We start from the raw sequence: 24,803 nt of genomic DNA, 5'->3' as shown, positions 1-24,803 counted from the left end.
TGAAGAGAAGAGTAAATGAAATGTAATTCATAACAGAGAGCTCCGGATGCTGAAAAGGAGTATGATTTATTTCATTGAAGCAAGACTCTGAGCAGCACGTTGGAATCATAAGATGATGGCGTGACAGGAGCTCCTGTTATAGAGCTAGAGTATAAGCAATTAGTAAATTGCCGTACTTAAAGAGGTTAATATGGCGACATATTAACAAACTGGGGTGGCACCGCGAACAGGAAATGATTCAAAATCTCGTCCCCAAGGCTAAAAGTCTTGGGGGTGGGATTTTTTTATTTGTTTAAGTAATGATTAGGGGAGGTTTCGGTATGGAGCGTAGAAAAATAGTAGATTATTGGAAGTATCCTGCTATTCTTTTATTTGGCATTGGAATTTCTAGTATTGGATCATGGATATATTTTATTGCCCTAAATGTCATCGTATTTAATATGACAGGTTCCCCTCTTGCTGTAGCAGCACTTTATATCATTAACCCATTAGCGACGTTGTTTACGAACCTTTGGGGTGGGAGTGTAGTGGACCGGGTTAATAAAAAGCATTTCATGATCTGGTTGGATTTAATTCAAGGGGTGCTTATTACTTGTTTAGCATTTTCAACGAATACATTGTGGGTAATCTATTTGTTTGTGTTTCTAATCAATATGGTTAGTTCTTTATATGACCCGACCTCTATCAGTTATATAACAAGATTAATTCCTAGAGAACAAAGACAACGATTTAATTCGTTAAGAAGCTTGTTAGACTCTGGGGCCTTTATCCTTGGACCAGCCATTACGGGGATGTTGTTTATACTGGGAACACCACTATATGCCATTTTCATTAATGGATTATCTTTTTTCTTCTCTGCTCTCGTTACGTTGTGGATGCCCAATGTGGAGAAGAACAAGCCTTTGGACCATGTATCTAATCAAAAATTATCATTACATGTCATAAAGAAGGATTTCATAGTAGTCATCCGGTTTAGTAGGCGTTACCTGTATGTAATGATCGTATATTTTCTTTTTACTGCATTCGTGGTCTTGCAGACGGCAGTTGATTCACTAGAAGTAGCATTCGCAAGGGAAGTGATTTCACTATCGGAGGGAGCGTATGGCTTTCTTGTCAGTACGGCAGGAGCTGGGATTTTGATCGGTGCATTGTGTAATGCGGTATTCGCAAAGAAATTATCTATTCGCTTCATTATCGGTCTTGGTTCTGTCGTGGTGTCAGTGGGTTATCTTATCTTTGCTTTCTCTAGTAACTTCACAATGGCATCGGTTGGTTTCTTTGTATTAGCATTTTCCCTTGCCTTTGCTAACACAGGTTTTTATACTTTCTACCAGAATAATATTCCAGTAGAGATTATCGGCCGAATTAGTAGCATATATGGATTTTTAGAAGCTCTGTTGGTCATTGTGCTTACGTCGATATTTGCGGTAGGAGCTCAAGTCTTATCGATAAAGCTAGTAGTTATTTCGGGTGCTATATCTATGTTTATTCTAACTGTCATATTGTTCATTATTTGTTTAGCCCCTAGTAAACGTAAGCATTATGAAGTGACATCATGAACGTTTTAATAATACGCATTGTACCAAGATCTCCCAGCGGGTATAATAAATTAAAATAAGGACCTAATTAACGTTAAATATATTCTAGGACAAGGAGGAAAGCAAAATGGCAGAAGAAAATGTAGTTAGCGGTAAGAGAGAGTTAACTCCCGAACAGCAGGAAGGCTTGCTAAGAATACTAGAAGGTAGATTTATCAAATATATGAATCGCCATGAAGGTATGGAGTGGGCTGAAATCCGGGAAAAGCTAGAGGCAAATCCTGAAAAACTCTGGTCACTTCATGAAATGGAAAGAACAGGCGGTGAGCCAGATGTTGTAGGGTATGATGTCGAAAAGGATGAGTATATTTTCTATGATTGTTCTGCGGAGAGTCCTAAAGGTCGGAGGAGTCTCTGTTACGACCGGGAGGCACTGGAGGCAAGGAAAAAACATAAACCAGAAAATAGTGCTGTAGATGTAGCGGCTGCTATGGGGATTGAGATTTTAACAGAAGATCAATACCGAGAATTGCAGAAGCTGGAACGTTTTGATCAGAAAACATCGAGCTGGGTGCAAACTCCTGCTGATATTAGAAAACTTGGTGGTGCGTTATTTTGTGATTTTCGTTTTGGTCATGTCTTTGTGTATCACAACGGGGCGGACTCGTACTATGGATCAAGGGGATTTCGGGGTTCGTTAAGGGTGTAAGGTTTAGTGTAATGGCATATTCGGATTACTGTTGTACGTACTTAAATAAGGGCTTTCCTAGAGGATAAGGCTAGCTTATATTTGGAGCGGAATCGAATGGGATTTCGCTCTTTTTTATACCAGTTTTCTGAGAGCAAATGTTCCTCATTTAGATTGCGGTGGAAGGAAAATTAAAGCCGATAATAGGATAAGCCTAATTACAACTCAAAATTTAATCATTTATATTACAGCTATATATATAATTAGGATAAATTGACTACCCTAAATGGCAGTTTTGTAACGGGATGGTTACGAATGAATAGTAGATTACAATAGATAGTCCAAATGGATTGCAATCCTGTAATAATAGAGAAATACATGATAGTTTTGTAGGATTTTAGAAAATAATTACAAACGCTTTCGCCTTTTTGGTTAGCGTTTTCTTTACGTGTGTCATAGCGGGGTAGTGAGTCATATGACCCTGTTTTATTCGCCAATAATCGCGCATTGACGGCAAGTTTCGCATGCGGTTAGAGTGAAAGAGGCAAAAAACTACATGGAAGGTGGATTAAGGTTAGGCAACGTAAGAAATACAGCTTAGAAAAGGAGCGAACAGGATGTCAACAAAATCTATAAAAATCCATTTGATGATTACGCTATTACTAGTTGGGCTTTTCATAACACCTTTTGGTACGGCTATGGCTGAAACATCTCAGCCTTGGATGAATAAGTCGCTTACTGCGAATGAACGTACAGCATTGTTGCTCGAGCATATGACGTTAGAACAAAAGGTTCAATTTATTACAGGAAATCTCAATAATTACTATGGTTTTTACAATGAAGAAATGCAGGAATTAGGTATTCCGGCTCTAAAAATGGCAGATGGCCCTGCAGGCGTTCGTATTGCGAATCCGGATATTCAAGATAAAAAATCAACTGCCTTACCAGCGCCAATTGCTTTAGCAGCGACTTGGGATATCAATGCTGCAAAAGAGTATGGAGAGCTTTTAGGAAATGAAGCATTTAACACGACACATAATATTTTATTAGGACCAGGCCTTGATATTGCCCGTTTCCCATGGGGAGAACGTAATTTTGAATCGTTAGGTGAGGATCCGTTATTACAATCTAAATTAGCCATTCCATATGTGAATGGCGTTCAAAGCTACCCTGTTATGGCAACAGCGAAACATTGGTTATTGAATAACCAAGAGACAGAGCGTTTTACGATTAATTCCATTGCAAGTGAACGAACACTTCATGAGTTGTATGCTCGTCCATTTGCAGAAGTTATTGAACATGCTGATTTAAGTTCTGTCATGTGTTCATTTAATCAGGTCAATGGTGTCAATGCTTGTGAAAGTGAAGCAGTACTGACAACGCTGTTGAAGGATCAATTAAACTTTAACGGCTTTGTTATGAGTGATTATGGTGCCAACCACACAACGGTTGAATCTGCTAATGCTGGATTAGACCTAGAGACACCTGGTGAACCAAATGGATACTGGGGCAGTCAGCTAATTACAGCTGTTGAAGAAGGAAAAGTTAGTGAAGCAAGAATTGATGATATGGCTACCCGCATTCTAACCGAAATGTTTAGTAAAGGGTTATTTGATCAGCCTGCTGGAAATAATCCGCTTCCGGTTGAAGAACATGGACAAATAGCTCGAGAGTTAGCAGAACAGAGTATGGTACTAATGAAAAATGAAAATAATGCTTTACCATTAGACGAAGATGCTTTAGATTCCATTGCAGTAATCGGCCCAGACGCTGATAATGCTTCAGCAGCTGGTGGAGGAAGCTCTATGGTAAACCCTACTTATACAGTGAGTCCATTAGAAGGAATCAAAAATAAAGTAGGAGAAGATGTGGAAGTATCGTATGCACCAGGTAGTGATCCTATCAGTGCTGGTGATATATTACCAGGACCTTCTGCAGTACCATCTTCTTTATTAAGCCCGATTGATGGTGATCAAAATGGGTTGACTGCAGAATACTGGAATAATATTAACTTTGAAGGGGAGCCTTCTTTAGTTCGTACAGATAATCAAGTAAACTTAAATCTTGGATTCTATAATTATGAAGGGTTTAATGCACAATCACCGAAACTAGAAACTACTCCAGGTGATTTTAACAGTGAAATGTCTGCACGCTGGACAGGTCAGTTCATCGTACCTGAAACAGGAGACTATACACTTTCTCTTTCAAGCCTAGGTACAGGTAAATTATATATCAATGATACGTTAGTCATTGATAATGAAAGCAAGAAATTAACAACATCTAAAAAGACACTTTCCTTTGTTAAAGGGGAAAAGCCTGATGTCCGAATTGAATACAGCACGGGTGATTCTGGTGGACAGCAAGACTTTGGTGGCATGATTCGCTTTGGTTGGGAAGCACCAACTAATGTAGTCGACGAGAAGATACAAGAAGCAGTAGAATTAGCGAAAAAATCCGATGTTGCTGTAGTGGTAACTCGTACGTATGATAGTGAAGGTTACGTGGATAATTCTAGTCTTGACTTACCTAATAACCAAGCACAATTAATTAAGGAAGTTGCGAAAGCAAATCCAAATACTGTAGTCGTACAAATGAGTGGTAGAGCCGTACAAATGGATACATGGGATGACGAAGTACCTGCTATTGTTCAAGCATGGTTCCCAGGTCAAGAGCAAGGGAATGCTATTGCAAATGTATTATTTGGTGAGGTGAACCCATCTGGTAAACTACCAATCACCTTCCCTGTTAATGAAGATCGTACCCCTGTATCAAATGAAAACCAATTCCCAGGGGTGAATGGGGAATCGGATTACTCCGAGGGTATATTTGTTGGATACAAAGGCTATGAAAAAGAAGGTATTAAACCAGCATATGCATTTGGCCATGGGTTATCCTATACGACATTTGATTATCGTAATGTAAAAGCGAAGGCGCAAAGAAAAGGAAAGGATAAAGACTTAACATTATCCGTTGACCTTAATTTACGTAATACTGGTGATGTAGCTGGAGCAGAAGTTGTTCAAGTTTACGCTGGAGCATTACCAACGAATGTGGAAACTCCAACTAAACAATTAGCAGGTTTTAAAAAGGTAGAGTTAAAACCTGGTAAACAAGAACGAGTGAAAATTGAGCTTGATCCGAAAGCCTTCTCTTATTGGGATGAAGACAAGGGTGAATGGGTAACACCTAAAGGAGAAGTTCCAATTTATGTAGGTAGCTCTTCAGAGGATATACAATTAAAAACAACGATTACGATTAAGTAATATAAGAAGTTGGGGTATCTCATACCCCAGCTTTTCTTTATATGCTAAGGAGAATAAGGAAAACAAGGGAGACAATCGGCTTTTAAAAGGGAATCTTTTCTTCTAGCTATCATTCTTTAAGATAGGGGGGTTATAATGCGTAATAAAAAGGTAGAGATACCAATTCTATTAACCGGTATCTTAGTATTAATCATTTTAATCGTTATGCTAAATGCTCCTTCGGCAAATAGCGTTGATATATATTTAACCACATCAGATCAAAGGAACTTACTCACACAGCAAGAACCATTAGTGTTGGAAGATATCAAGGAAACAGAAGTACCTATAATTCAAGTTGATCCCAATGTTCCGTTTCAGACAATGGAAGGTTTTGGTGCAGCGGTTACTGGGTCTTCTGCTTACTTGATCAATCATGAATTAAGTTCGGAGCAAAGAGAAGCACTCCTGTATGACTTATTTTCTAGTGAGGGTATTCACTTAAACTTTATTCGTCATGCCATAGGAGCTTCTGATTTTTCAGTTGATAGGGACGGTAACTCGCTAAGCTACACCTATAATGATATGGAGTCAGGAACGGATTATGAATTAGAGCATTTTTCTATAGACAACGATGCGGATGTTATCAGTCTGATACAAGATATTCGTACGATTCATAATCAGGTTAAGATAATAGGTACGCCTTGGACTGCACCTGCATGGATGAAATATAGTAATCAGTTAAACGGATCCTATTTGAATTATGAAGATGAGCGTGTTTATGAAGCATACGCGAACTATTTTGTAAAATACATTCAAGCCTATGAAAACAACCAGATTCCAATTGATGCTATTACGATTCAAAATGAACCAGAGCATACCTCAGAATCCTACCCCACTATGAGTATGAATGCTGAGGAGCAAGCGATGTTTATTAAGCAATATTTACACCCTACATTTTCACAACACGATATTAACACCAAAATTTTGGCGTACGATCATAACTGGGAGAATGCTTTTGATTATTCGAACAAGGTTCTTCATGATGAAGAGGCTAATGCATACACGAGTGGCATCGCGTTTCATTGCTATGAGGGGGACCCTGAAAGTATGTCGAAGGTGCATGAAGCATATCCGGACAAGCATATCTATTTGACAGAGTGTAGTGGTGGTGATTGGAGCGCAGATTTTGGCGATAACCTAAATTGGTATATGTCGAATCTCATTATTGGTGGACCTCGGAATTGGGCAGAGGCAGTACTACTATGGAATATTGCACTTGATCCTAATGGCGGACCAACGAATGGGGGATGTAGTGATTGTCGCGGTGTTGTGACAGTAAATAAAGAGGCAAATGAGGTGTCAAAAAACGTCGAATATTATGCCCTTGGTCATGCTAGTAAATTTGTAAACCCCGGTGCAGTCCGAGTAAGTACTACGCATTATCAAGGTAAACTAGAAACAGTGGGGTTTCGAAATCCTGATGATTCAATGGTTCTAATCGTAGCCAATACAAGTGATCATTCTGAAACATTTCAAGTCAATTACCAAACCGAGTCTTTCACTTACACAATGGACCCGAATAGTGCTGCCACGTTTACATGGTAGGACAGGGACGAGAGATTCTATGAATTATTTTAAAAAAAAGATTGACATCTAATTCATTAGGTACTATAGTATTTATCATAACTTACAACTACATAAATATTGAATTTTCTTCTTATCCAGAGAGACCGAGGGATCAGGCCCTATGAAGTCTCGGCAGCGGGTTAATGTAAATTAACACTGTGCCACTTCCTGCAAATGTACGTACATTTGAAAGATGAGAAGGAAGTCGTTTCAGTTTATATTTTGAGACCTTCCTTTTTTCTATGGATAAGAAAAGAGGAAGGTCTTTTTCGTTGTGAATGAATAAAGGAGTGGCGTGAGTATATGATTGAATTTCGGAATATATCAAAAACCTTTAAAATTGGCAATCGTGAAGTAAATGCCGTTAAAAATGTATCTCTTTCAATTCAACAGGGAGAGATATTCGGAATTATTGGCTTTAGTGGTGCAGGGAAGAGTACCTTGTTACGACTAGTGAATTTATTGGAGACGCCGACAAATGGTGAAATTGAAGTGCAAGGCATCAATATCGGATCGCTCTCCCAAAAGGATGTCAGAAAGCTTCGAAGTAGAATTGGCATGATTTTTCAAAACTTTAACCTATTCGCTTCTAGAACAGTAGCAGGAAATGTGGCATATCCACTGAAGCTTGCTGGTTGGTCTAAAAAAGAAATCGATAAAAGAGTTAGCGAGCTACTTAGCTTTGTTGGTCTTACCGATAAGGCAAAAGATTATCCAGAGCAGTTATCTGGTGGGCAGAAGCAACGAGTCGGGATTGCGAGAGCACTAGCTACCTCTCCAGATATATTAATTTGTGACGAGGCAACATCTGCCCTAGATCCAGATACAACAAGTGAAATTCTTCGTCTTCTCAAAAAAGTAAATAAAGAATTAGGGATTACGATTTTGCTGATTACCCATGAAATGCATGTTATACAGGAGATTTGTGACAAAGTTGCGGTGATGGAGAATGGTGAAGTGATTGAAACGGATTCAGTCTTTAATGTATTTACCAATCCACAGCATCTTACGACACAGCGCTTCATCCAATCCGTACAGCAAGACAGACCATCAACTTCATTATTAAGGGAATGGAGAAGAAAAGGTGGAAAACATTTATATCGCGTTATCTTTAAGGGCGAGGTTGCCAGTGATCCAGTCTTATCTCGAGTAACTAGAAAATTTGATGTGGATGTCAATATTGTATACGGCTCTGTCCGAGAGCTTCAGGAGAAATTATACGGAAACTTGCTTGTCTCGTTTGAGGGACAGGAAGAAAATATATCTTCTGTTCTTTTAGCACTTCAGCAAGATGTAACAGTAGAGGAGGTGAATGTAAATGAAGGTTGATTGGAGTACATTTTGGCCGCGAATACTGGAGGCTACTGGGGAAACAGTTTTAATGGTTATTATGACACTTATTTTAGGTTCCATTCTGGGTATAACGATAGGTTTACTTTTATTTGTAACAAGAACTGGTAATATTTTGGAAAATAAGATTATGTTTAATTTACTGAATGTCTTGATTAATATTATTCGCCCTATTCCGTTCATCATCTTCTTAGTGGCAATTAGTCCATTAACTAGAGCAGTAGTTGGGACAACGATTGGGACATGGGCAGCAATTTTCCCAATGACGATTGCTTCAGCATTTGGAATTGCAAGGGTAGTAGAGAACAACTTAGTGAGTATTGACTCCGGAGTAATTGAAGCAGCGAAGGCAATGGGAGCAAGTCCTTTACGAATTATTTTCACCGTACTAATCCCAGAGGCGTTAGGACCACTTATTTTAGGGTTAACCTTTGTAACCGTAAGTTTGATCGACTTCTCAGCAATGGCAGGAACTGTTGGCGGAGGCGGTTTAGGTCATGTAGCAATGACCTATGGATACCAACGATTTGATGGCAGTGTCATGCTAGTGACCGTTATTATACTGATTATTCTAGTACAAATCGCACAGTGGATTGGAAATACAGTATCAAGAAAGATTATGAGACGATAGATTACTTCATAGTAAAAATACAAAAGGAGATGGAATGATGAAAAAATGGTTTAGTATGTTAATCGTATTAATTGCAGTGAGTACATTAGTTGCTTGTGGAAGTGATACTACTTCAGGTAATGGAGATGAAGTAGTAGTTAAAATTGGTGTAACAGGAACAGATGGCGAGGTATGGCCAATTCTAAAAGAGAAGGCGAAAGCAGAAGGTATTGAAATTGAATTAGTGGAGTTCTCTGACTACACATTGCCGAATCAAGCGTTAGCAAACGGTGATATTGATCTCAATTCATTCCAGCATATTGCATTTTTATCCCAATTTAATGAAGAGAATGATCTTGATTTAGTTCCGATTGGAGCTACGATGATTGCACCGATGGGATTATATTCCGAAAAGCTGGAAGATGTAAGTGAAATTAAAGAAGGCGATAAAATTGCTATACCAGATGATCCTTCCAACCAAGCACGTGCACTGAAATTATTAGAATCAGCAGGATTAATTACGTTAGCAGATGACTTCGGACTATTTGGTGACCCAAGTAAGATTGTCGATAATCCTAAAAACTTAGAAATTCTACCGATCGTCGCGCAACAAACCCCACGTGTATTACCAGATGTGGCAGCATCTGTTATCAATAATGGGGTTGCAGGGCAAGCCGGATTTGACCCAGTGGAAGATCCAATTTACTTAGAAGACGCGAATGATCCCAATGCATTACCATACGTGAACATTTTCGCCGCACGTTCAGCTGATCAGGATAATGAAACGTTTCAGAAGATAGTGGAGCTATACCACGAAGAGGATGTAGTGAAGGCGATCGAAGCGGATACAAATGGTGGTTCCATTGTAGTTGATATAGAAAAAGCGGAGTTGTTAGAACAATTTAAAGGACTATAAGGAGCATCTCTGTAACCTAAATGGAGGAGGAAATTGGGAGAAGGTAATAGAGGGAGCCTCTCAGTGACCTAAGTGAGGAAGAAAAGCGAGAAAAGGTAACAGAGGGGGTCCCTCAGTGACCTATGAAGAAGGAAAGCGTAAAAAGGTAACAGAGGAGGCCCCTCAGTGACCTAAAAGAGGAAGAAAGCGGGAAAAGACAAACAGAGGGAGTAGATGATATTGAGTAAAACGTTAACCGGAGTTGAATTAATCCAATCATCCATTGAATCTAACAAGGAGCTATATATTGAAACAAGTCAGGCTATACATGCAAACCCAGAAATAGGGAATCAGGAGTTTTTTGCAAGTAAAAAACATGTAGATATTTTGAGCAATGCGGGATTTGCGGTAGAAACGGCAGTTGCAGGGCATGAAACTTCTTTTTATGCAGTGAAGGATAGTGGAACACCTGGTCCAGCTATTGCCTTTCTTGCTGAGTATGATGCGCTTCCAGGCTTAGGGCATGCTTGTGGTCATAATATTATTGGAACAACTAGTGTAGCAGCAGCAATCGCGCTTTCGAAAACGTTAGATGAAACAGGCGGTCGTGTCGTTGTGCTCGGAACCCCGGCTGAAGAAGGCGGACCTAACGGTAGTGCGAAAGGTAGCTTTGTAAAGCATGGTTATTTAAACGGGATCGATGCTGCACTAATGATCCATCCAGCAGGAAAAACATCCTTAACAGGAGAATCACTCGCTGTTGATCCATTAGATTTTCACTTTTATGGAAAAGCTGCCCATGCATCAGGGTCTCCTGAAAAAGGAATTAATGCATTAGATTCTGTTATTCAGCTGTTTGTTGGTATTAATGCATTACGTCAGCAGCTTCCTTCAGATGTGCGAATTCACGGAATTATAACCCATGGTGGAGATGCACCTAATATAATCCCGGATTATGCATCAGCGAGATTCTTTATCCGTGCGGAATCGTGGAAGAAAACAGAAGAGGTATCGAATAAAGTACGGGCAATTGCAGAAGGTGCAGCACTTGCTACTGGTGCGACGGTGAAAATTGAACGTTTCCAAAATGAGGTGAAAGACTTCGTGCCCAATCCCATGCTAGATAGTGTCTTAAAAGAAGAGCTTGAAGCTGTGGGGGAGAAGGTTTGGACAGTTAGAGGAAGAGGGAAAGGCTCAACAGATGCTGGGAACATCAGTTATGAAGTGCCAACTGCCCACCCTTATATTAAAATTGGGCCAGACGACCTTATTGGACATACGAATGAGTTTAGGGAAGCTGCGAAGTCCCCAGAAGGTGATGCAGCACTTATTAAAGGTGCAAAGGCCCTGGCAAATACAGGATATCGGTTGTTAAAAGATGAAGACTTATTAAAGGAAGTAAAAGAAGCATTTGAACAAGCGAAAGCAAAAAAAGAATAGTAGAATCATGAAAACGACATAAGCGAGGGCTACTGATCAGCTCTCACTTATGTCGTTTTATCAAGTGGATGTTTTTAATCTAAATGAATTATATCAGTTAGGAAGCCTTCTCGTCCTGTCCTCTGTAATAAATAATCAATGCCATAGTGGGAGGCAATTCCCATAGCAATGGTCCAACCCACTATACTAAAGGTCATCCAAACAGTAATATTCCTACGTGTTCCACCAAAGCTCATCGCTAAAATTGCACCAAGATGGCTGCCAATTAAGATTGGGGATAGTAATGCAAGACCAGGAAGACCGTATTTCTTCCAAACGTTTGCTGCTCGTTTCTGTCTCTTCTCTGGTATGTTTTTTCCCTTTCTTTCTCTACGCTTTTGTAGCCATAATTTTACACGGTCCATCATAATGATTAAAAGCCAGATGGTAAGAATATTCCCAGCAAATGCTACGATGGTAACTGGAAGTGCTGCAAGCCCTGCTGCAACGCCAATTGGTATGACACCAACTACTTCAAAAAACGGAGTAGCTCCAAGTAAAAAAAGAATGATATATGCAACATAAACACTCAAGATAGGTCCTCCTCTGTCTCCTGTTTATAATATTTTCTTTCTTCCCATCAAAAGATTCCATATTGAAACAGCCCAAAGACTAGGAGAAGCAGTACAGGTAGTCCTGGAATGGAAGGAGTCATGACGAGTAATGAAAAATGCAAATTTTCATTCTCATAATGTACAGAGTTCATTACAATTATTGTACAATATTTTCAAAAAACTCCCAATCATTTGTCTGCTGTAAATGTGCTAGTTTCTTCGAGGACCACCAAGAAAGGATAGTTCGTAATGCTAAAATAGCATACGTTTATAGCGGGGTAGTTTTTTTAGACTAGTTTCAATCTCTTTCTAAAAAAGCAATCTAAAAGATTTAATGATTGGTTTGAAAGGTTATCATTGTGTTATAGATGAATTAGAAAGGAGGTCGCTAAATTGGAAAAGAAACCGCTAGAGTTTAAGGGTGGAAGTAATATTGCTTTAAAGGTTCCTAAGTTTAAGTATGATGAAACTGTACAGTTTTATAAGGATGTCCTGAAGCTACCTTATTTAGGGTTGTCATCAGGATCTCACGCTTTTCAGTTTGGGGATTGTACATTGTGGTTGGATTGTATGGATAATTATGCTCAACAGGATGTATGGTTAGAAATTCGGACAAGTAATATACAAGAATCGGAATTATATTTAGATCTGAACCATACCAATAGAAGAGATGAGATTGAAATCCATGAGAATTCAAAAGGTTACTGGATTTCAGATCCTTGTGGCACCATTCTTAGGGTCAATCCATCCAAACCATAAAAGCCTAAGTGATAATCGAGCATAGTCTTTACAGTAAACAGTTCCAATATCACTAAAGTGTTTGTAAAGGGATATAGCAGTACGTAAAGTAAAAAATCCATTTTAACCTTAACAAAATGGATTTTTTTATTTTGTAGATTTCGTACATTAAATCCTTTAAAAGGTTAGTATACCAGCTTAATAATTCAAATTGACTTTCATGGTAAGGTTCGTTATTATTAAACATAATTTAATAGTAAATTCGATGACGAGAAAGAGTAGTTATGTAAATCTTATCTACAGAGAGTTGACCATGTGCTGAAAGTCAACGTTAAGACCATAATGAAAATCCTCTCCGAGAAGCAAAGTTGAAAGCAATTAAACTTTGACGGTATTCTACCGATATCCAGGACGCGTATGATAGTACGTAGTGTCAGAATCTAATAAAAACCACTACTATGGTTTTTTTATTTGGTTAAAAATTAGATAATTGTAGATATAAACTCGCCCCTATGTACTAGATGGGGGCGAGTTTTTTTATATAAAAGGGGTGATGATGTTGAAGGAGACCAGTATGGAAAGAGAAGGAAGGGTTCGTAAAAAATGGGAGGAGGATGGTACGTTTCAGCGGTCTATAGCTAACCGAGAGGGTAGAGAAACCTACGTTTTTTATGAAGGGCCGCCGACTGCGAATGGCTTGCCACATGCAGGGCATGCGCTTGGAAGAACGATCAAAGACTTTGTAGCTAGGTACAAGACGATGTCTGGGTATCAGGTCTTGAGAAAAGCGGGGTGGGATACCCATGGTTTACCAGTGGAATTAGAGGTAGAAAAGCTGTTAAACATTCGCGGAAAGGATCAAATTGAGGAATACGGTGTCGAAAACTTCATTCAGAAATGTAAAGAAAGTGTCTTTACCTATGAAAACGAGTGGAAACAATTCACAAAAGCCCTAGGTTATTGGGTGGATATGGATGATCCGTATGTTACGTTAACGAATGACTATATCGAATCCGTTTGGAATATTTTGTCCACCATTCATGAAAAAGGTTACTTATATAAAGGGCATCGGGTTGTTCCGTATTGTCCCCATTGTGAGACTTCTCTTAGCTCCCATGAAGTTGCACAAGGATATAAGGATGTCTCTGATTTATCCGTTACAGCAAAATTTCGCTTAATGGATAAAACAAATGAATATTTTCTAGGATGGACAACGACTCCGTGGACATTGCCGGGTAATGTTGCACTGGCAGTTAATCCGAAAATGAATTATGTAAGAGTAAAACAGGGGACGGAAATATATATTCTGGCAGAAAGCTTGGTAACTACTGTGCTTCAGGAGGATTATGAGATTCTGGAAGTAGTTGCTGGTAAAGACTTAATTGGCCTTTCCTATGAGCCTCCATTTGATTATGTCGCCGTAAAAAATGGACATAAAGTTCTTGGGGCTGATTTTGTTACAGATTCAAGTGGAACGGGCATTGTCCATCTAAATCCTGCCCATGGAGAAGATGATTATAAGGTAATTCATGATAATAATTTTGATTATGTGAATGTAGTAGATTCAAAAGGACGCTATAAGGAAAAGGTTTCCTTACTTGCTGGGAAATTTGTCAAAGATTGTGATGTCGATATTATCAAGATGCTTTCCCAGAAAAACCGATTATTTGCTAAGCAGAAATATGAACATAGTTATCCCCACTGCTGGCGATGTGACAGTCCACTGCTTTACTACGCAATGGAAGGCTGGTTTATCAAGACAACAGCAGTCAAGGAAGCAATGCAAGCCAATAATCAAGAAGTAGAGTGGTTTCCCTCTCATATGAAGGATGGAAGGTTCGGGAACTTCTTAAACAATATGGTGGATTGGAATATAGGAAGAAATAGGTATTGGGGAACACCGTTAAATGTATGGGTCTGCAAGACTTGTGGGAAAGAGAAGGCACCAAGCTCTATTAAGGAATTAAGAAAGCTTTCAGCAGCAGAAGTGCCTGCTGACTTAGAATTGCATAAGCCCTATGTTGATAAAGTACAATTAGCCTGCTCCTGCGGCAGAAGGATGGAACGAACAAGTGAAGTCATTGATGTATGGTTTGATAGTGGTTCCATGCCATTTGCCCAGTATCATTATCCGTTTGAAAAAAAAGATATGTTTAACAAGCAATTTCCTGCTGATGTCGTAATAGAGGGAGTGGATCAAACGAGAGGCTGGTTTTATAGCTTATTAGCAGTTTCTACATTGTATACAGGACAGTCCCCTTATAAACGTGTTCTTTCCTTAGGGCATATTTTAGATGAAGACGGACAAAAGATGTCTAAGAGTAAGGGGAATGCATTAAACCCAACAGAATTAATACAGGAATTTGGAGCGGATGCGTTACGGTGGGCCCTGCTTGCAGATAGTTCTCCTTGGAATAATAAGCGATTTTCTAAAAAAACGGTAAGCCAAGCGAAATCAAAAGTGATCGATACATTGTTAAATGTCTATACCTTTTATACGATGTATGCGGAAATCGATCAATTTGACCCAAGTCGTGATGTAGGTGGTGTCCAGACAACGTTGGATAGATGGATCGTATCCCGATTGAACACGGTGGTTAAAGAAGTAGTTCAGAGCTTAGATGCGTATGATATTACTAGGGGTGCAAGGTCTATTACAGTATTTATTGATGAATTGAGTAATTGGTATGTACGGCGTTCTAGACAGCGCTTTTGGAGTAGCGGAATGACAGATGATAAACGGTCTGCATTTAGCACATTGTATGAGGTATTAACGAAATTATCACAGCTTATGGCACCTTATACACCGTTTGTTTCAGAAGATATTTATACGAATTTAGTGAATGATAGTGTGCATGTATCCGATTATCCTAAGCCAGAAGAATCCCTAATTGATATACAATTGGAGAATGATATGAATGCGGTATTGGAAATTATCGAATTAACTAGGTCTGCTCGCAATATAACAGGAATCAAAACTAAACAACCACTAGCAAATTTGGCTGTCATTCCAACAGACGCTATATTATCTGATTTACACCATTATTCCCCAATTATAAAAGAGGAAGTAAATGTGAAAGGGCTAGAGTTTAGGAAGGATTTTCGTGATTTGTTACAGCTTCATCTTAAATTAAATTTTGCTGTCGCAGGGCCAAAGCTAGGGAAGTCATTAGGTGAAGTGAAAAATATACTTGAAAAACTAGATGATCAACTAAAGGCAAGGTTTGTGGAGGGAGGAGAATTGCAGCTAACTTTACAATCAGGCGAACCGGTCAACCTTACAAAGGAAGACATTCTACTAGAGAAAACCGCTAAAGACGGATATGCCTTAGGTGAAGGAACTAATTTTATCATTCTTTTAGAAACAACCGTAACGAAGGAATTAAAAGAAGAAGGATTGGTTAGAGAATTTATTCGGGCAGTTCAATCTTATCGTAAGGAATTAAATCTCCCTGTTGATCTGCGTGTAGTTCTCTATATTCAAACAGATTCATGGCTACAAGAAGTATTGGTGAAATTTGCTCCATTAGTAGAACGTAATCTTATTATAAAGGCGGTTCACTTTGAACATAAACCAATGATGAGAAGCTTTCAAGTGGAGGAGTATGAGGTTAAATTATATATTCAATCCTAATCAATCTATCTTAACAAATCATTAACCGTATGACATGTTTGTTTTAAGAAGACAAACGGTAAATAGCGAAAGGGGCAAATCCAAAGCGCTCTGCTTTTAGGGTTTGCCTCTTTGTTTGTTAGCAGCTGAATCGTTTTCCGCTAATTGATTCCGGTCCTGAAATTGCTTGGTCATTAGTATAGATGCCATAAATAGTAGTTCGAGTATATTCATTATGGGGAAACTATGTAACCACCCAGCTAAAATACCACCTAATACCATACTAAGCGTACCAATAAAAAGCCATGGAAAGTGAAATTTCTTCCATAAAATAAAGCCGACAACACCGATAACTATTGTAATAATAATGACCATTAAGGCACTACCCGAACCTTCATACGTTAGCACCCCATTTTTCCAATTTGGTCTAAGCTCAAGTCCCACTAAAGTGGTCAACGATTCATATAAAATTAATCCGATTGTCAAAATTGCCGCTAAGACCTTCCACCCGGTTTTCTTCGCTGTAGGTAATCCAGTTCGATAATATGTATTCCAAGCAAATAAAATAAGGGTAGGAGTGATGAAGGTATGTAGCCAATAACGTAGAAGGTTTAAGCTTTCCAAAGTATGTCCTTCTCCAATATATTTCCCCAATGCAATCATGACGTTATCATATACTAATCCAAGTAAAACAAGAAGTATGACATTGGCGAAAGTTAAAAATCCATATTTTCTTGCAAGGGAAATTCCCCAGAGAAATAAAATAAAGTTTCCAAGTCCAACTAGTAAGTAAATGAACGTATTCAGGGAGATCACATCCTTTTTGAGCTATTTTTCCCCATTATGAGTTAGATACTCTTTAAATAGTTGGAATAACTTGGACTTGTCTTTGGAAAATATTCTAAAGTAGTATAGAGCATCCCATCAGTTACCTTAAAGAGGAGGAAGCAGAGAAAAAGATAACAGAGGAAGGTTATCAGTTACCTTAAAGAGGAAGAAGCAGAGAAAAAGATAACAGAGGAAAGAAAGAGAACACCTTTAGTCCTGGAGTGTTCGAAATATTCATCATTAATTTGCTATTTGATTCAATTTTCGATTAACATATACACAACTGGAGGAAGTTGTATGTCTACATACACTAAGCGATTGCCTTTATAATGGTTAGCTTTGACCTTGATTCTATTAGTATTTCACAGCTTTCAAGCCGATTAGATGACTTCAATCCTATTCTTATTAAATTATAGACAGGTTAATAAAAAGGTTACGAGGAGGAGTTAAATGTTTGCAGAAAAAAGATACCACCGGGCGTTTGGTGTGTATGGAATATATGTAGAAGATAATAAGCTCTTGGTCATAAACAAAAATGGTGGACCATATAAATATCGCTATGATCTGCCCGGAGGAAGCTTGGAGGAAGGGGAGCGTTTGACCGAGGCGATGGTACGAGAATTTAAAGAGGAAACAGGTATAGATATAGCGATAGAGCGGAGCGTTGGTGTAATTGATTTCTTCCTTCCGTGGGAGTGGAAGGAGTTTACCGATGTTCATCATATAGCTGTTTATTATCTAGTGAGGAAAATAAGTGGGGAGATTTCAATCCCGGAAAGCTTTGAGGGGCAGGATTCTCTAGGAGCTGTTTGGGTAGGTAGGGAAGAAATTTCACAGGACAATGCATCCCCACTAGTATGGAAGGCATTCGAGTGGCTTGAAACAAACCATCTTGGACTACAATCCGTTCACTATGAGACTTGGGAAGTTAAGGGGCCGAAGCAATGATAAAAGCAGTGTTACTGGATTTAGATGGGACGCTACTTAATCGAGATGCTTCGGTAAAACATTTTATAGGCAATCAATATGAACGGCTAATTGGACCTATAAGCAGTATCGCAAAGGAAACATATTGTACAAGGTTTATAGAGTTAGACTGTAAGGGTTATGTTTGGAAGGATAAAGTATACCAGCAACTTACACAGGAATTTAAGATTGATGATATCTCTTGGCAGGCATTACTGGAAGACTACAAAGAAGAATTTCACAAAAGTTGCGTTCCTTTCCCGAATTTATTAAGCATGCTAGAGATGCTAAAAAATGAATCCGTAAAACTTGGGATCATTACAAACGGTATAGGAAAATTTCAAATGGATAATATTAAGTCGCTAGGAATTGAACGCTATGTGGACTGTATCCTTGTTTCAGAATGGGAAGGAATAAAGAAGCCCAATCCTGCTATCTTTCAAAAAGCATTAGCCGAATTGAATGTATCGCCTCATGAAGCAATATACGTAGGTGATCATCCAGAATATGATGTAATAGGTGCAAAAAATGTCGGAATGGTAGGTGTATGGAAGAAAGATGAAGCACGGACTTGTGAGGACGCTGAATTTGTAATGGAGGATTTGGGAGAGATTCCGTCCATTTTGCAACGGTTAAATAGGAATGGCGAATGAAATCAGTATTTATTATAAAGTCCTCATATAAATGCCTTATGTACACTTACCTAGTTTCTCGCATAGAATAATTTAGAAATTCTATGAAAGGATGGGAGAAAATGTACTATATCCCATATCCATATTATGTACCCTATTATGTACCGCCAAATTATGATGTCAGAATGCAGACGAATGGCTACTTGCCCGATGAAAGATGGGGAGCTTGGCAATCCCAAAAATTAAAAGCAAGAGTTTCGCTAAGAGACTATGGTCCGAACCCTTATGTCGTGGACATTAACGCGGCTACAACGCAAAATAAAAACTATCGAACAGCACTTTGGACAGGCGAACACCTTCAAGTTACCTTAATGAGTTTAGGGGTAGGAGAGGATATAGGGTTAGAGGTTCATCCAAATACCGATCAATTCCTACGTGTTGAACAAGGAAAGGGTGTAGTTCGAATGGGGAATCGAAGAGATAACGTAACAATAGAGAAAAAAGTAAGAGATGATTCTGCTATCATAATACCTGCTGGAACTTGGCATAATGTCATCAATACTGGTAATGTCCCATTAAAATTATATTCCATTTATGCTCCACCACATCATCCACGCGGAACCGTTCATCAAACAAAGGCTATTGCATTAGGAGAAGAAGAACTGGACTGAAAATAAGCATGGTACCTGAAGTATGTTCACCTGCTCCGGAAATATATGTAGACTACTCTTGGTGGGAGAGGGAAGCTTGAGTGTACCTGCTCCTAGGTGCAACCGTAACAAGCTTTCTTGGTAAACAGTATATTTCCCGGAGCAGGCTATGAAGTAATTATATATGTAATAACTCCTTTTCCCTTCATTTTTTGATAAGTAATATATACACTAACACTTAAAAATAGAACTAGCTTATAATAATAGTAATGACATAAAAAAAGGAAGTGCTTCTATGAAAAGAAAAGTATACTTAAACCATGATGGTGGAGTAGACGATTTAGTCTCTCTATTCCTATTATTACAAATGGAAGATGTGGATTTAATTGGAGTTGGCGTAATTCCCGCTGATTGTTACCTAGAACCTGCTGTTTCAGCAAGTAGAAAGATAATAGACCGTTTCGGGAAAGGAAAACAAATTGAGGTAGCGGCCTCTAACTCACGTGGTAAGAATCCTTTTCCAAAGGAATGGCGCATGCATGCCTTTGTAGTAGATGCCTTACCAATTTTAAATGAGTATTTACCAGTGAAAACGAAAGAATCAAAGTTGCCAGCACATAAGCATTTAATTGAATCATTACGTAACAGTACAGAAAAAGTAACACTAGTATTTGTAGGACCATTAACTGATTTAGCTCGCGCGTTGGAAGAAGCACCTGATATTGAAGGAAAAATTGAAAGACTAGCCTGGATGGGTGGAACCTTCCTTGAAATGGGTAACGTTGAAGAGCCAGAGCATGATGGGACAGCGGAATGGAATGCATTCTGGGACCCGGAGGCAGTGAAGGTAGTATGGGATTCTAATATCCATATTGATCTGGTTGCGTTAGAAAGTACCAATATGGTTCCTTTAACATTAGATGTCAGAAACCGTTGGGCAAGAGAGAGAAAACATCTAGGGGTAGATTTCCTTGGACAATGCTATGCAGCCGTACCACCACTAGTTCATTTCCAGACGAATTCGACCTACTTCCTATGGGATGTATTAACAACCGCAACGATTGGTAAAGAAGTATTAGTGAAAAGAAAAGAAGTAAAAAGTATCGTACACGCAGATGGTCCAAGTCAAGGTAAAACAGAGCTATCAGAAAATGGACGAGCTGTTGAATTAGTGTATGAGGCAGATCGGGATGCATTTTTTGATTACATCACAGATTTAGCAAAACAGGCATAGGAGGGAGACAGATGAGGAAAGTTATTATTGATACCGATACAGCAGGTGACGATACGATTGCTATTTTAACAGCACTCCATCACTTTAAGGTGGAAGGGGTTACGATAACGGGAGGAAATGTGGATTTTGATCAAGAGGTAGAAAACGCGTTGTACACGATCCAAGTTTTCCAGCCGGATTATCATGTTCCTGTTTTTAAAGGGTATGAAGGACCAATTTTAGGAAGTCAGGAAGGACATGTGACGGTGGAAGATGTACATGGTAGTGATGGGATGGGAGATTCATTTTTCCCTAAAGCGACCCAACGCCCAGAAGAAAAACATGCCGTCGACTTTATCATTGAAACTGTCAAGGCAAATCCAGGGGAAATAGCCTTACTAGCCATTGCACCACTCACTAATATTGCGATGGCGATGAAAAAGGATCCAACTATAGTGAAGGATATTCCACATATCTATATCATGGGCGGAACAAATAATTCGCTTGGAAATATTACCGCGGCTGCGGAGTATAATTTTTATGTGGACCCAGAAGCGGCTAGGATTGTACTTCATTCTGGTGTACCGATTACAATGGTAGGCTGGGATATGTGTACAAAGTATTCGGTTATGGGGGATGAGGACCATGCAGAAATTGCAACACTGAATACGGACCTTTCTAAGTTCTTTATCGATATTAATCGTGTTGTATTGAAGTTTAATCGAGAGGTACATAAAATCAACGGAACAACCCATCCAGATACCTTATTAGTGGCAATTGCTGCGCATGAAGAGCTAATGACGAAGTATGGGGAATATTATGTGGACATAGAGACAGCTGGTAATATCACGAGGGGCTATAGTATGGTCGATATTAATAACCGAAGTGGTAAAGAGGCAAATGTTAGGGTTTGTGAAGTAGTAAATAGAGAAGGGTTTAAAGAAACGTTACTAAAGGTATTAGAAGGATAATTGAAGGAAATTTAGGCCAAGGATTACTTTTTTAGGAATTGTAATCTTTGGTTTTTTTTATTATATCCATCTTTTAAACTGCATATTGATATAAAAAAATGGGTTCATTAGAAAAGAATTTATGGTATGGTATTAATATAGGAAATAAATGGTATCTCATAATCCGGGGTATCATTTATTTTGATGAGAAAAGTGTATAAATATCTGTTCAAATATGGATATAGATACTGTAAAATTTATGTTAAATCTAACTTTTTCAAAAAAACATACAAGTTTACTCTTGTATACTGAAATAAGTAAGAGTTATAGGGGAATAAGAGGAGATAACTATGAAAATATTAATTACAACCGAATGGTACGCACCTACCATTAATGGTGTAGTTACGTCAATAGTTAATTTAGAGAAAGAGTTAAATAGATTAGGTCATGAAGTAAGAATTCTTACGTTATCAGATCGAAACCGATCTTATAGAAGAGATCATGTTACATATATTCGTTCGATTAGTGCAGGAAAAATATATCCAGGTGTAAGGGTTACTTTTTCCAAGGTTAATCGATACATTGAAGAATTGGAGGCATGGAAACCGGATGTTATCCATTCTCAATGTGAATTTAGTACGTTTCGTATCGCAAAACATATAGCGAAGAAATGTAGAATTCCGATTGTTCACACTTACCATACGGTCTATGAGGATTATACCCACTACTTTTCGCCTAATCAGAAGTGGGGGAAACGAATGGTGGCGTTATTCTCGAAAAGAGTCCTAAATCAAGCATCGTATGTTATCGCACCAACGAAAAAAGTGTATTCTATCCTCACTGGTTATGGTGTACATCAACCTATTGAAGTAGTGCCAACAGGAATTGATTTGAAAAGGTTCAATCTTCAACTGTCAGGTGATGAGAAGAAGCGATTACGTGAAAAACATAACATACCGATAGAGAATAAAGTGTTACTCTCCGTTGGTAGATTAGCAAAAGAGAAGAACCTAGAGGAAATCTTAACCTTTGTGTCAAATATGAGAAATGATAATTTAACCCTATTGATTGTAGGGGACGGTCCATACCGAAGTGAACTAGAGAATATCGCATCTAAGCTAGGTATAACAGACAAGGTCATTTTTGTAGGAATGATTCCCCCAGAGAAAGTTGCATCTTATTACCAATTAGGGGATGTATTTGTCAGTGCTTCAAATTCGGAAACACAAGGATTAACCTATATTGAGGCATTAGCGAATGGTCTTCCAGCATTATGTAGGAGAGATGCATGTTTAGAAGATGTGATTGAAGATGGCAAGAATGGATGGCAATATGACTCATTTGCACAATTTCAAGAGATCTTGAATTCTATGTTACGTGACAAAGATTTATACAGGAAATTAAGCTTACATGCTAAGGAAGGTGCGATTCGAAAATATTCCTCGGTGAATTTTGCTGAGACATTAGAGAGACTATATGAACATACTATACAAAACTATTTACACGCTGAAGAAGTGTCAGTATCAATAAAGTAGAATAAGCTGAGGTACGAAAATGAAAAAACCTAGAATGCGGAAATTGATTAACATACTTACAATCATCTTTACGATAGCAGCAATCGCTTTCTTAATCTATGGATTGAAGACAGATATTTTTTACTCGGAGCATGCTTTAGTGGACTTTGTGAGTCAATTTGGAATATGGGCTCCGTTAGTATTTATTATATTTCAGGCAATTCAAGTTATTATCCCAGTAATCCCAGGAGGATTAGGCTTACTTGCAGGGGTACTCCTCTTTGGGACGACAATGGGATTTGTTTATAACTATGTTAGTATTTGCTTAGGATCTATTATCGCTTTCTTAATAGCTAAGCAATATGGACAGAGCGTTATTAAAGTGTTGTTTAGCAAAAAAATGCAAGAAAAGTATTCGAACGTGACCGAGCATAAAAATTTCACCAAGTATTTCGCCATTGCTATTTTTCTCCCGTTAGCTCCTGATGATTTCTTATGTTATTTGGCGGGGACAACCAAGATGAAGTTACGACATTTTACCATCATTATCTTATTAGGGAAACCTTTTGCAATAGCGATGTATACGTTTGGGTTAGATTTTATAATGCGAAAACTATCGATATTAATTTAACAGAATTGAAGGGAAACTTTTACACCATGCAAATGAAACAGAATAAGGTATTACTATATGCAGGGTCACTTAAGCTAGTAGAGAAAAGTGGCGTAGGACAAGCAGTTCGTCACCAGCAGCAAGCATTGAAGCTAGCAGGTGTCCCATTCACGATGAATAGTAAGGAAGAGTATTCCATTATACATCTGAATACCATATTTCCTGATTCCTTACTGAAAAGTAAACGGGCAAAACGAAAAGGGAAAAAAGTGATTTACTATGCACACTCGACTATGGAGGACTTTCGTAATTCTTTTCGTGGATCAAATCTTATAGCTCCATTGTTTAAGAAATGGATTACCTATTGTTATAACAGCGGAGATTTGATAATTACGCCAACAGAGTATTCGAAAGAGCTACTAGAGGGTTATGGATTAAAACGCCCGATTGTTAGTCTGTCAAACGGAATAGACACCGACTTTTTCAAGAGAAATGACGAAGCGCGTAGGAGATTCCGCGATAAATATCAAATACCAGATACGGATAAGGTCGTCATTTCTGTTGGTCATTATATTGAACGTAAAGGAATATTAGATTTTGTTAAGCTAGCAGAAAGAATGCCTAACTATCAGTTTTATTGGTTTGGTTATACGAATTTAAACCTGATTCCAAATACGATAAAAGAAGCCATAAAAATGCAGCTACCAAACTTACACTTTCCTGGCTATGTGACAAGAGAAGAAGTACGGGACGCCTATTGTGGTAGTGATTTATTTCTGTTCCTTACCCATGAGGAGACAGAAGGCATCGTATTATTAGAAGCGTTGGCAGCTAAAATTCCAATCTTAGTTCGGGACATTCCGATATATAAAAATATGTTTAAGGACCGGGAAACGGTTTATAAGGGAAAAAGCATAGATGAGTTTGAGGAATTAATAACTCAAATTCTGGAAGGGCAACTACCAGATTTAACAGAGAAGGGCTATAACATGGCTTTAGAGCGTGATATAAAAGTTGTTGCGCAAAAGCTATTGAGTATTTATGAACTGGAATAATTTATGGAGAAAAGCCCTGTCCATTTACCCTGGATATACAGCTAAAAAGGAG

General features: G+C 38.5%; 20 protein-coding genes, 1 riboswitch and 1 other annotated feature (1 of these 22 cut by a window edge). Of the genes, 18 read left to right on the top strand and 2 right to left on the bottom strand.

Going from position 1 to position 24,803, the window contains the following annotated elements:
- Nucleotides 1-257: a binding site (T-box leader), on the top strand; it begins 10 nt to the left of the window's first position.
- 63 nt (nucleotides 258-320) lie between these two features.
- From ACSKT4_RS14580 to ACSKT4_RS14545, 8 genes are all read left to right on the top strand, one after another.
- Nucleotides 321-1,559 carry an MFS transporter gene (locus ACSKT4_RS14580; protein ID WP_186869452.1) on the top strand — a complete coding sequence of 413 codons (1,239 nt, stop codon included), beginning with the start codon at nucleotides 321-323 and terminating at the stop codon, nucleotides 1,557-1,559.
- 106 nt (nucleotides 1,560-1,665) lie between these two features.
- Nucleotides 1,666-2,247: a DUF4256 domain-containing protein gene (locus tag ACSKT4_RS14575; RefSeq protein WP_186869453.1), complete on the top strand. Its 582-nt coding sequence runs from the start codon at nucleotides 1,666-1,668 to the stop codon at nucleotides 2,245-2,247.
- Between the two features lie 596 nt (nucleotides 2,248-2,843).
- Complete coding sequence (locus tag ACSKT4_RS14570) at nucleotides 2,844-5,489, top strand: glycoside hydrolase family 3 protein (protein ID WP_186869454.1); 2,646 nt, start codon at nucleotides 2,844-2,846, stop codon at nucleotides 5,487-5,489.
- A 135-nt stretch (nucleotides 5,490-5,624) separates the two neighbouring features.
- On the top strand, nucleotides 5,625-7,073 hold the full coding sequence (locus tag ACSKT4_RS14565) for a glycoside hydrolase family 30 protein (protein ID WP_465823632.1): 1,449 nt from the start codon (nucleotides 5,625-5,627) through the stop codon (nucleotides 7,071-7,073).
- A gap of 109 nt (nucleotides 7,074-7,182) precedes the next feature.
- A riboswitch (SAM riboswitch) is annotated at nucleotides 7,183-7,294 on the top strand.
- A 103-nt stretch (nucleotides 7,295-7,397) separates the two neighbouring features.
- Nucleotides 7,398-8,423 (top strand): methionine ABC transporter ATP-binding protein, encoded by a 1,026-nt coding sequence (locus ACSKT4_RS14560; protein ID WP_186869456.1) that lies wholly within the window; start codon nucleotides 7,398-7,400, stop codon nucleotides 8,421-8,423.
- Entirely contained in the window at nucleotides 8,413-9,075 is a 663-nt protein-coding gene (locus ACSKT4_RS14555; RefSeq protein WP_186869457.1) for a methionine ABC transporter permease, read from the top strand. Before ACSKT4_RS14560 ends, ACSKT4_RS14555 begins: the two co-directional genes overlap by 11 nt.
- A gap of 37 nt (nucleotides 9,076-9,112) precedes the next feature.
- Complete coding sequence (locus tag ACSKT4_RS14550; RefSeq protein ID WP_186869458.1) at nucleotides 9,113-9,970, top strand: MetQ/NlpA family ABC transporter substrate-binding protein; 858 nt, start codon at nucleotides 9,113-9,115, stop codon at nucleotides 9,968-9,970.
- 213 nt (nucleotides 9,971-10,183) lie between these two features.
- Nucleotides 10,184-11,389 carry a M20 family metallopeptidase gene (locus tag ACSKT4_RS14545; RefSeq protein WP_186869459.1) on the top strand — a complete coding sequence of 402 codons (1,206 nt, stop codon included), beginning with the start codon at nucleotides 10,184-10,186 and terminating at the stop codon, nucleotides 11,387-11,389.
- A 74-nt stretch (nucleotides 11,390-11,463) separates the two neighbouring features.
- On the opposite strand, the gene ACSKT4_RS14540 is transcribed toward ACSKT4_RS14545, so the two are convergent.
- A complete protein-coding gene (locus ACSKT4_RS14540) occupies nucleotides 11,464-11,961 on the bottom strand; it encodes a small multi-drug export protein (RefSeq protein ID WP_186869460.1) in 498 nt (165 codons plus the stop codon).
- Between the two features lie 414 nt (nucleotides 11,962-12,375).
- Between ACSKT4_RS14540 and ACSKT4_RS14535 the strand changes: the two genes are divergently transcribed.
- Both ACSKT4_RS14535 and ileS read left to right on the top strand, forming a co-directional pair.
- Nucleotides 12,376-12,741, top strand: coding sequence for a hypothetical protein (locus ACSKT4_RS14535; RefSeq protein WP_186869461.1), 366 nt, complete (start codon nucleotides 12,376-12,378; stop codon nucleotides 12,739-12,741).
- Between the two features lie 538 nt (nucleotides 12,742-13,279).
- A complete protein-coding gene (gene ileS / locus ACSKT4_RS14530) occupies nucleotides 13,280-16,354 on the top strand; it encodes an isoleucine--tRNA ligase (RefSeq protein ID WP_436262596.1) in 3,075 nt (1,024 codons plus the stop codon).
- A 96-nt stretch (nucleotides 16,355-16,450) separates the two neighbouring features.
- Here ileS and ACSKT4_RS14525 read toward each other — a convergent pair whose 3' ends face one another.
- Nucleotides 16,451-17,149 (bottom strand): hypothetical protein, encoded by a 699-nt coding sequence (locus tag ACSKT4_RS14525; protein WP_186869462.1) that lies wholly within the window; start codon nucleotides 17,147-17,149, stop codon nucleotides 16,451-16,453.
- Between the two features lie 462 nt (nucleotides 17,150-17,611).
- Here ACSKT4_RS14525 and ACSKT4_RS14520 point away from each other — a divergent pair, with 462 nt between their 5' ends.
- From ACSKT4_RS14520 to ACSKT4_RS14485, 8 genes are all read left to right on the top strand, one after another.
- Nucleotides 17,612-18,109, top strand: a complete 498-nt coding sequence (locus tag ACSKT4_RS14520) for an NUDIX hydrolase (protein WP_186869463.1) — start codon at nucleotides 17,612-17,614, stop codon at nucleotides 18,107-18,109.
- On the top strand, nucleotides 18,106-18,780 hold the full coding sequence (locus tag ACSKT4_RS14515; protein WP_186869464.1) for an HAD family hydrolase: 675 nt from the start codon (nucleotides 18,106-18,108) through the stop codon (nucleotides 18,778-18,780). Before ACSKT4_RS14520 ends, ACSKT4_RS14515 begins: the two co-directional genes overlap by 4 nt.
- A gap of 101 nt (nucleotides 18,781-18,881) precedes the next feature.
- A complete protein-coding gene (locus tag ACSKT4_RS14510) occupies nucleotides 18,882-19,430 on the top strand; it encodes a cupin domain-containing protein (RefSeq protein ID WP_186869465.1) in 549 nt (182 codons plus the stop codon).
- Nucleotides 19,431-19,704: 274 nt separating this feature from the next.
- The gene (locus ACSKT4_RS14505) at nucleotides 19,705-20,643 is read left to right on the top strand and encodes a nucleoside hydrolase (RefSeq protein WP_186869466.1); all 939 of its coding nucleotides are present in this window, start codon (nucleotides 19,705-19,707) and stop codon (nucleotides 20,641-20,643) included.
- 11 nt (nucleotides 20,644-20,654) lie between these two features.
- Nucleotides 20,655-21,593 carry a nucleoside hydrolase gene (locus tag ACSKT4_RS14500; RefSeq protein ID WP_186869467.1) on the top strand — a complete coding sequence of 313 codons (939 nt, stop codon included), beginning with the start codon at nucleotides 20,655-20,657 and terminating at the stop codon, nucleotides 21,591-21,593.
- A 329-nt stretch (nucleotides 21,594-21,922) separates the two neighbouring features.
- A complete protein-coding gene (locus ACSKT4_RS14495; RefSeq protein ID WP_186869468.1) occupies nucleotides 21,923-23,107 on the top strand; it encodes a glycosyltransferase family 4 protein in 1,185 nt (394 codons plus the stop codon).
- Nucleotides 23,108-23,126: 19 nt separating this feature from the next.
- On the top strand, nucleotides 23,127-23,717 hold the full coding sequence (locus ACSKT4_RS14490) for a TVP38/TMEM64 family protein (protein ID WP_186869469.1): 591 nt from the start codon (nucleotides 23,127-23,129) through the stop codon (nucleotides 23,715-23,717).
- Nucleotides 23,718-23,749: 32 nt separating this feature from the next.
- On the top strand, nucleotides 23,750-24,751 hold the full coding sequence (locus ACSKT4_RS14485; RefSeq protein ID WP_186869470.1) for an LTA glycolipid anchor biosynthesis glycosyltransferase, IagA/BgsA family: 1,002 nt from the start codon (nucleotides 23,750-23,752) through the stop codon (nucleotides 24,749-24,751).
- Nucleotides 24,752-24,803: the final 52 nt, after the last annotated feature.

The sequence above is a fragment of the Ornithinibacillus liuyingii genome, assembly GCF_055550225.1.
Note: the sequence above shows the minus strand (reverse complement) of the source record. Positions and strands in the feature narration are given on the sequence as shown.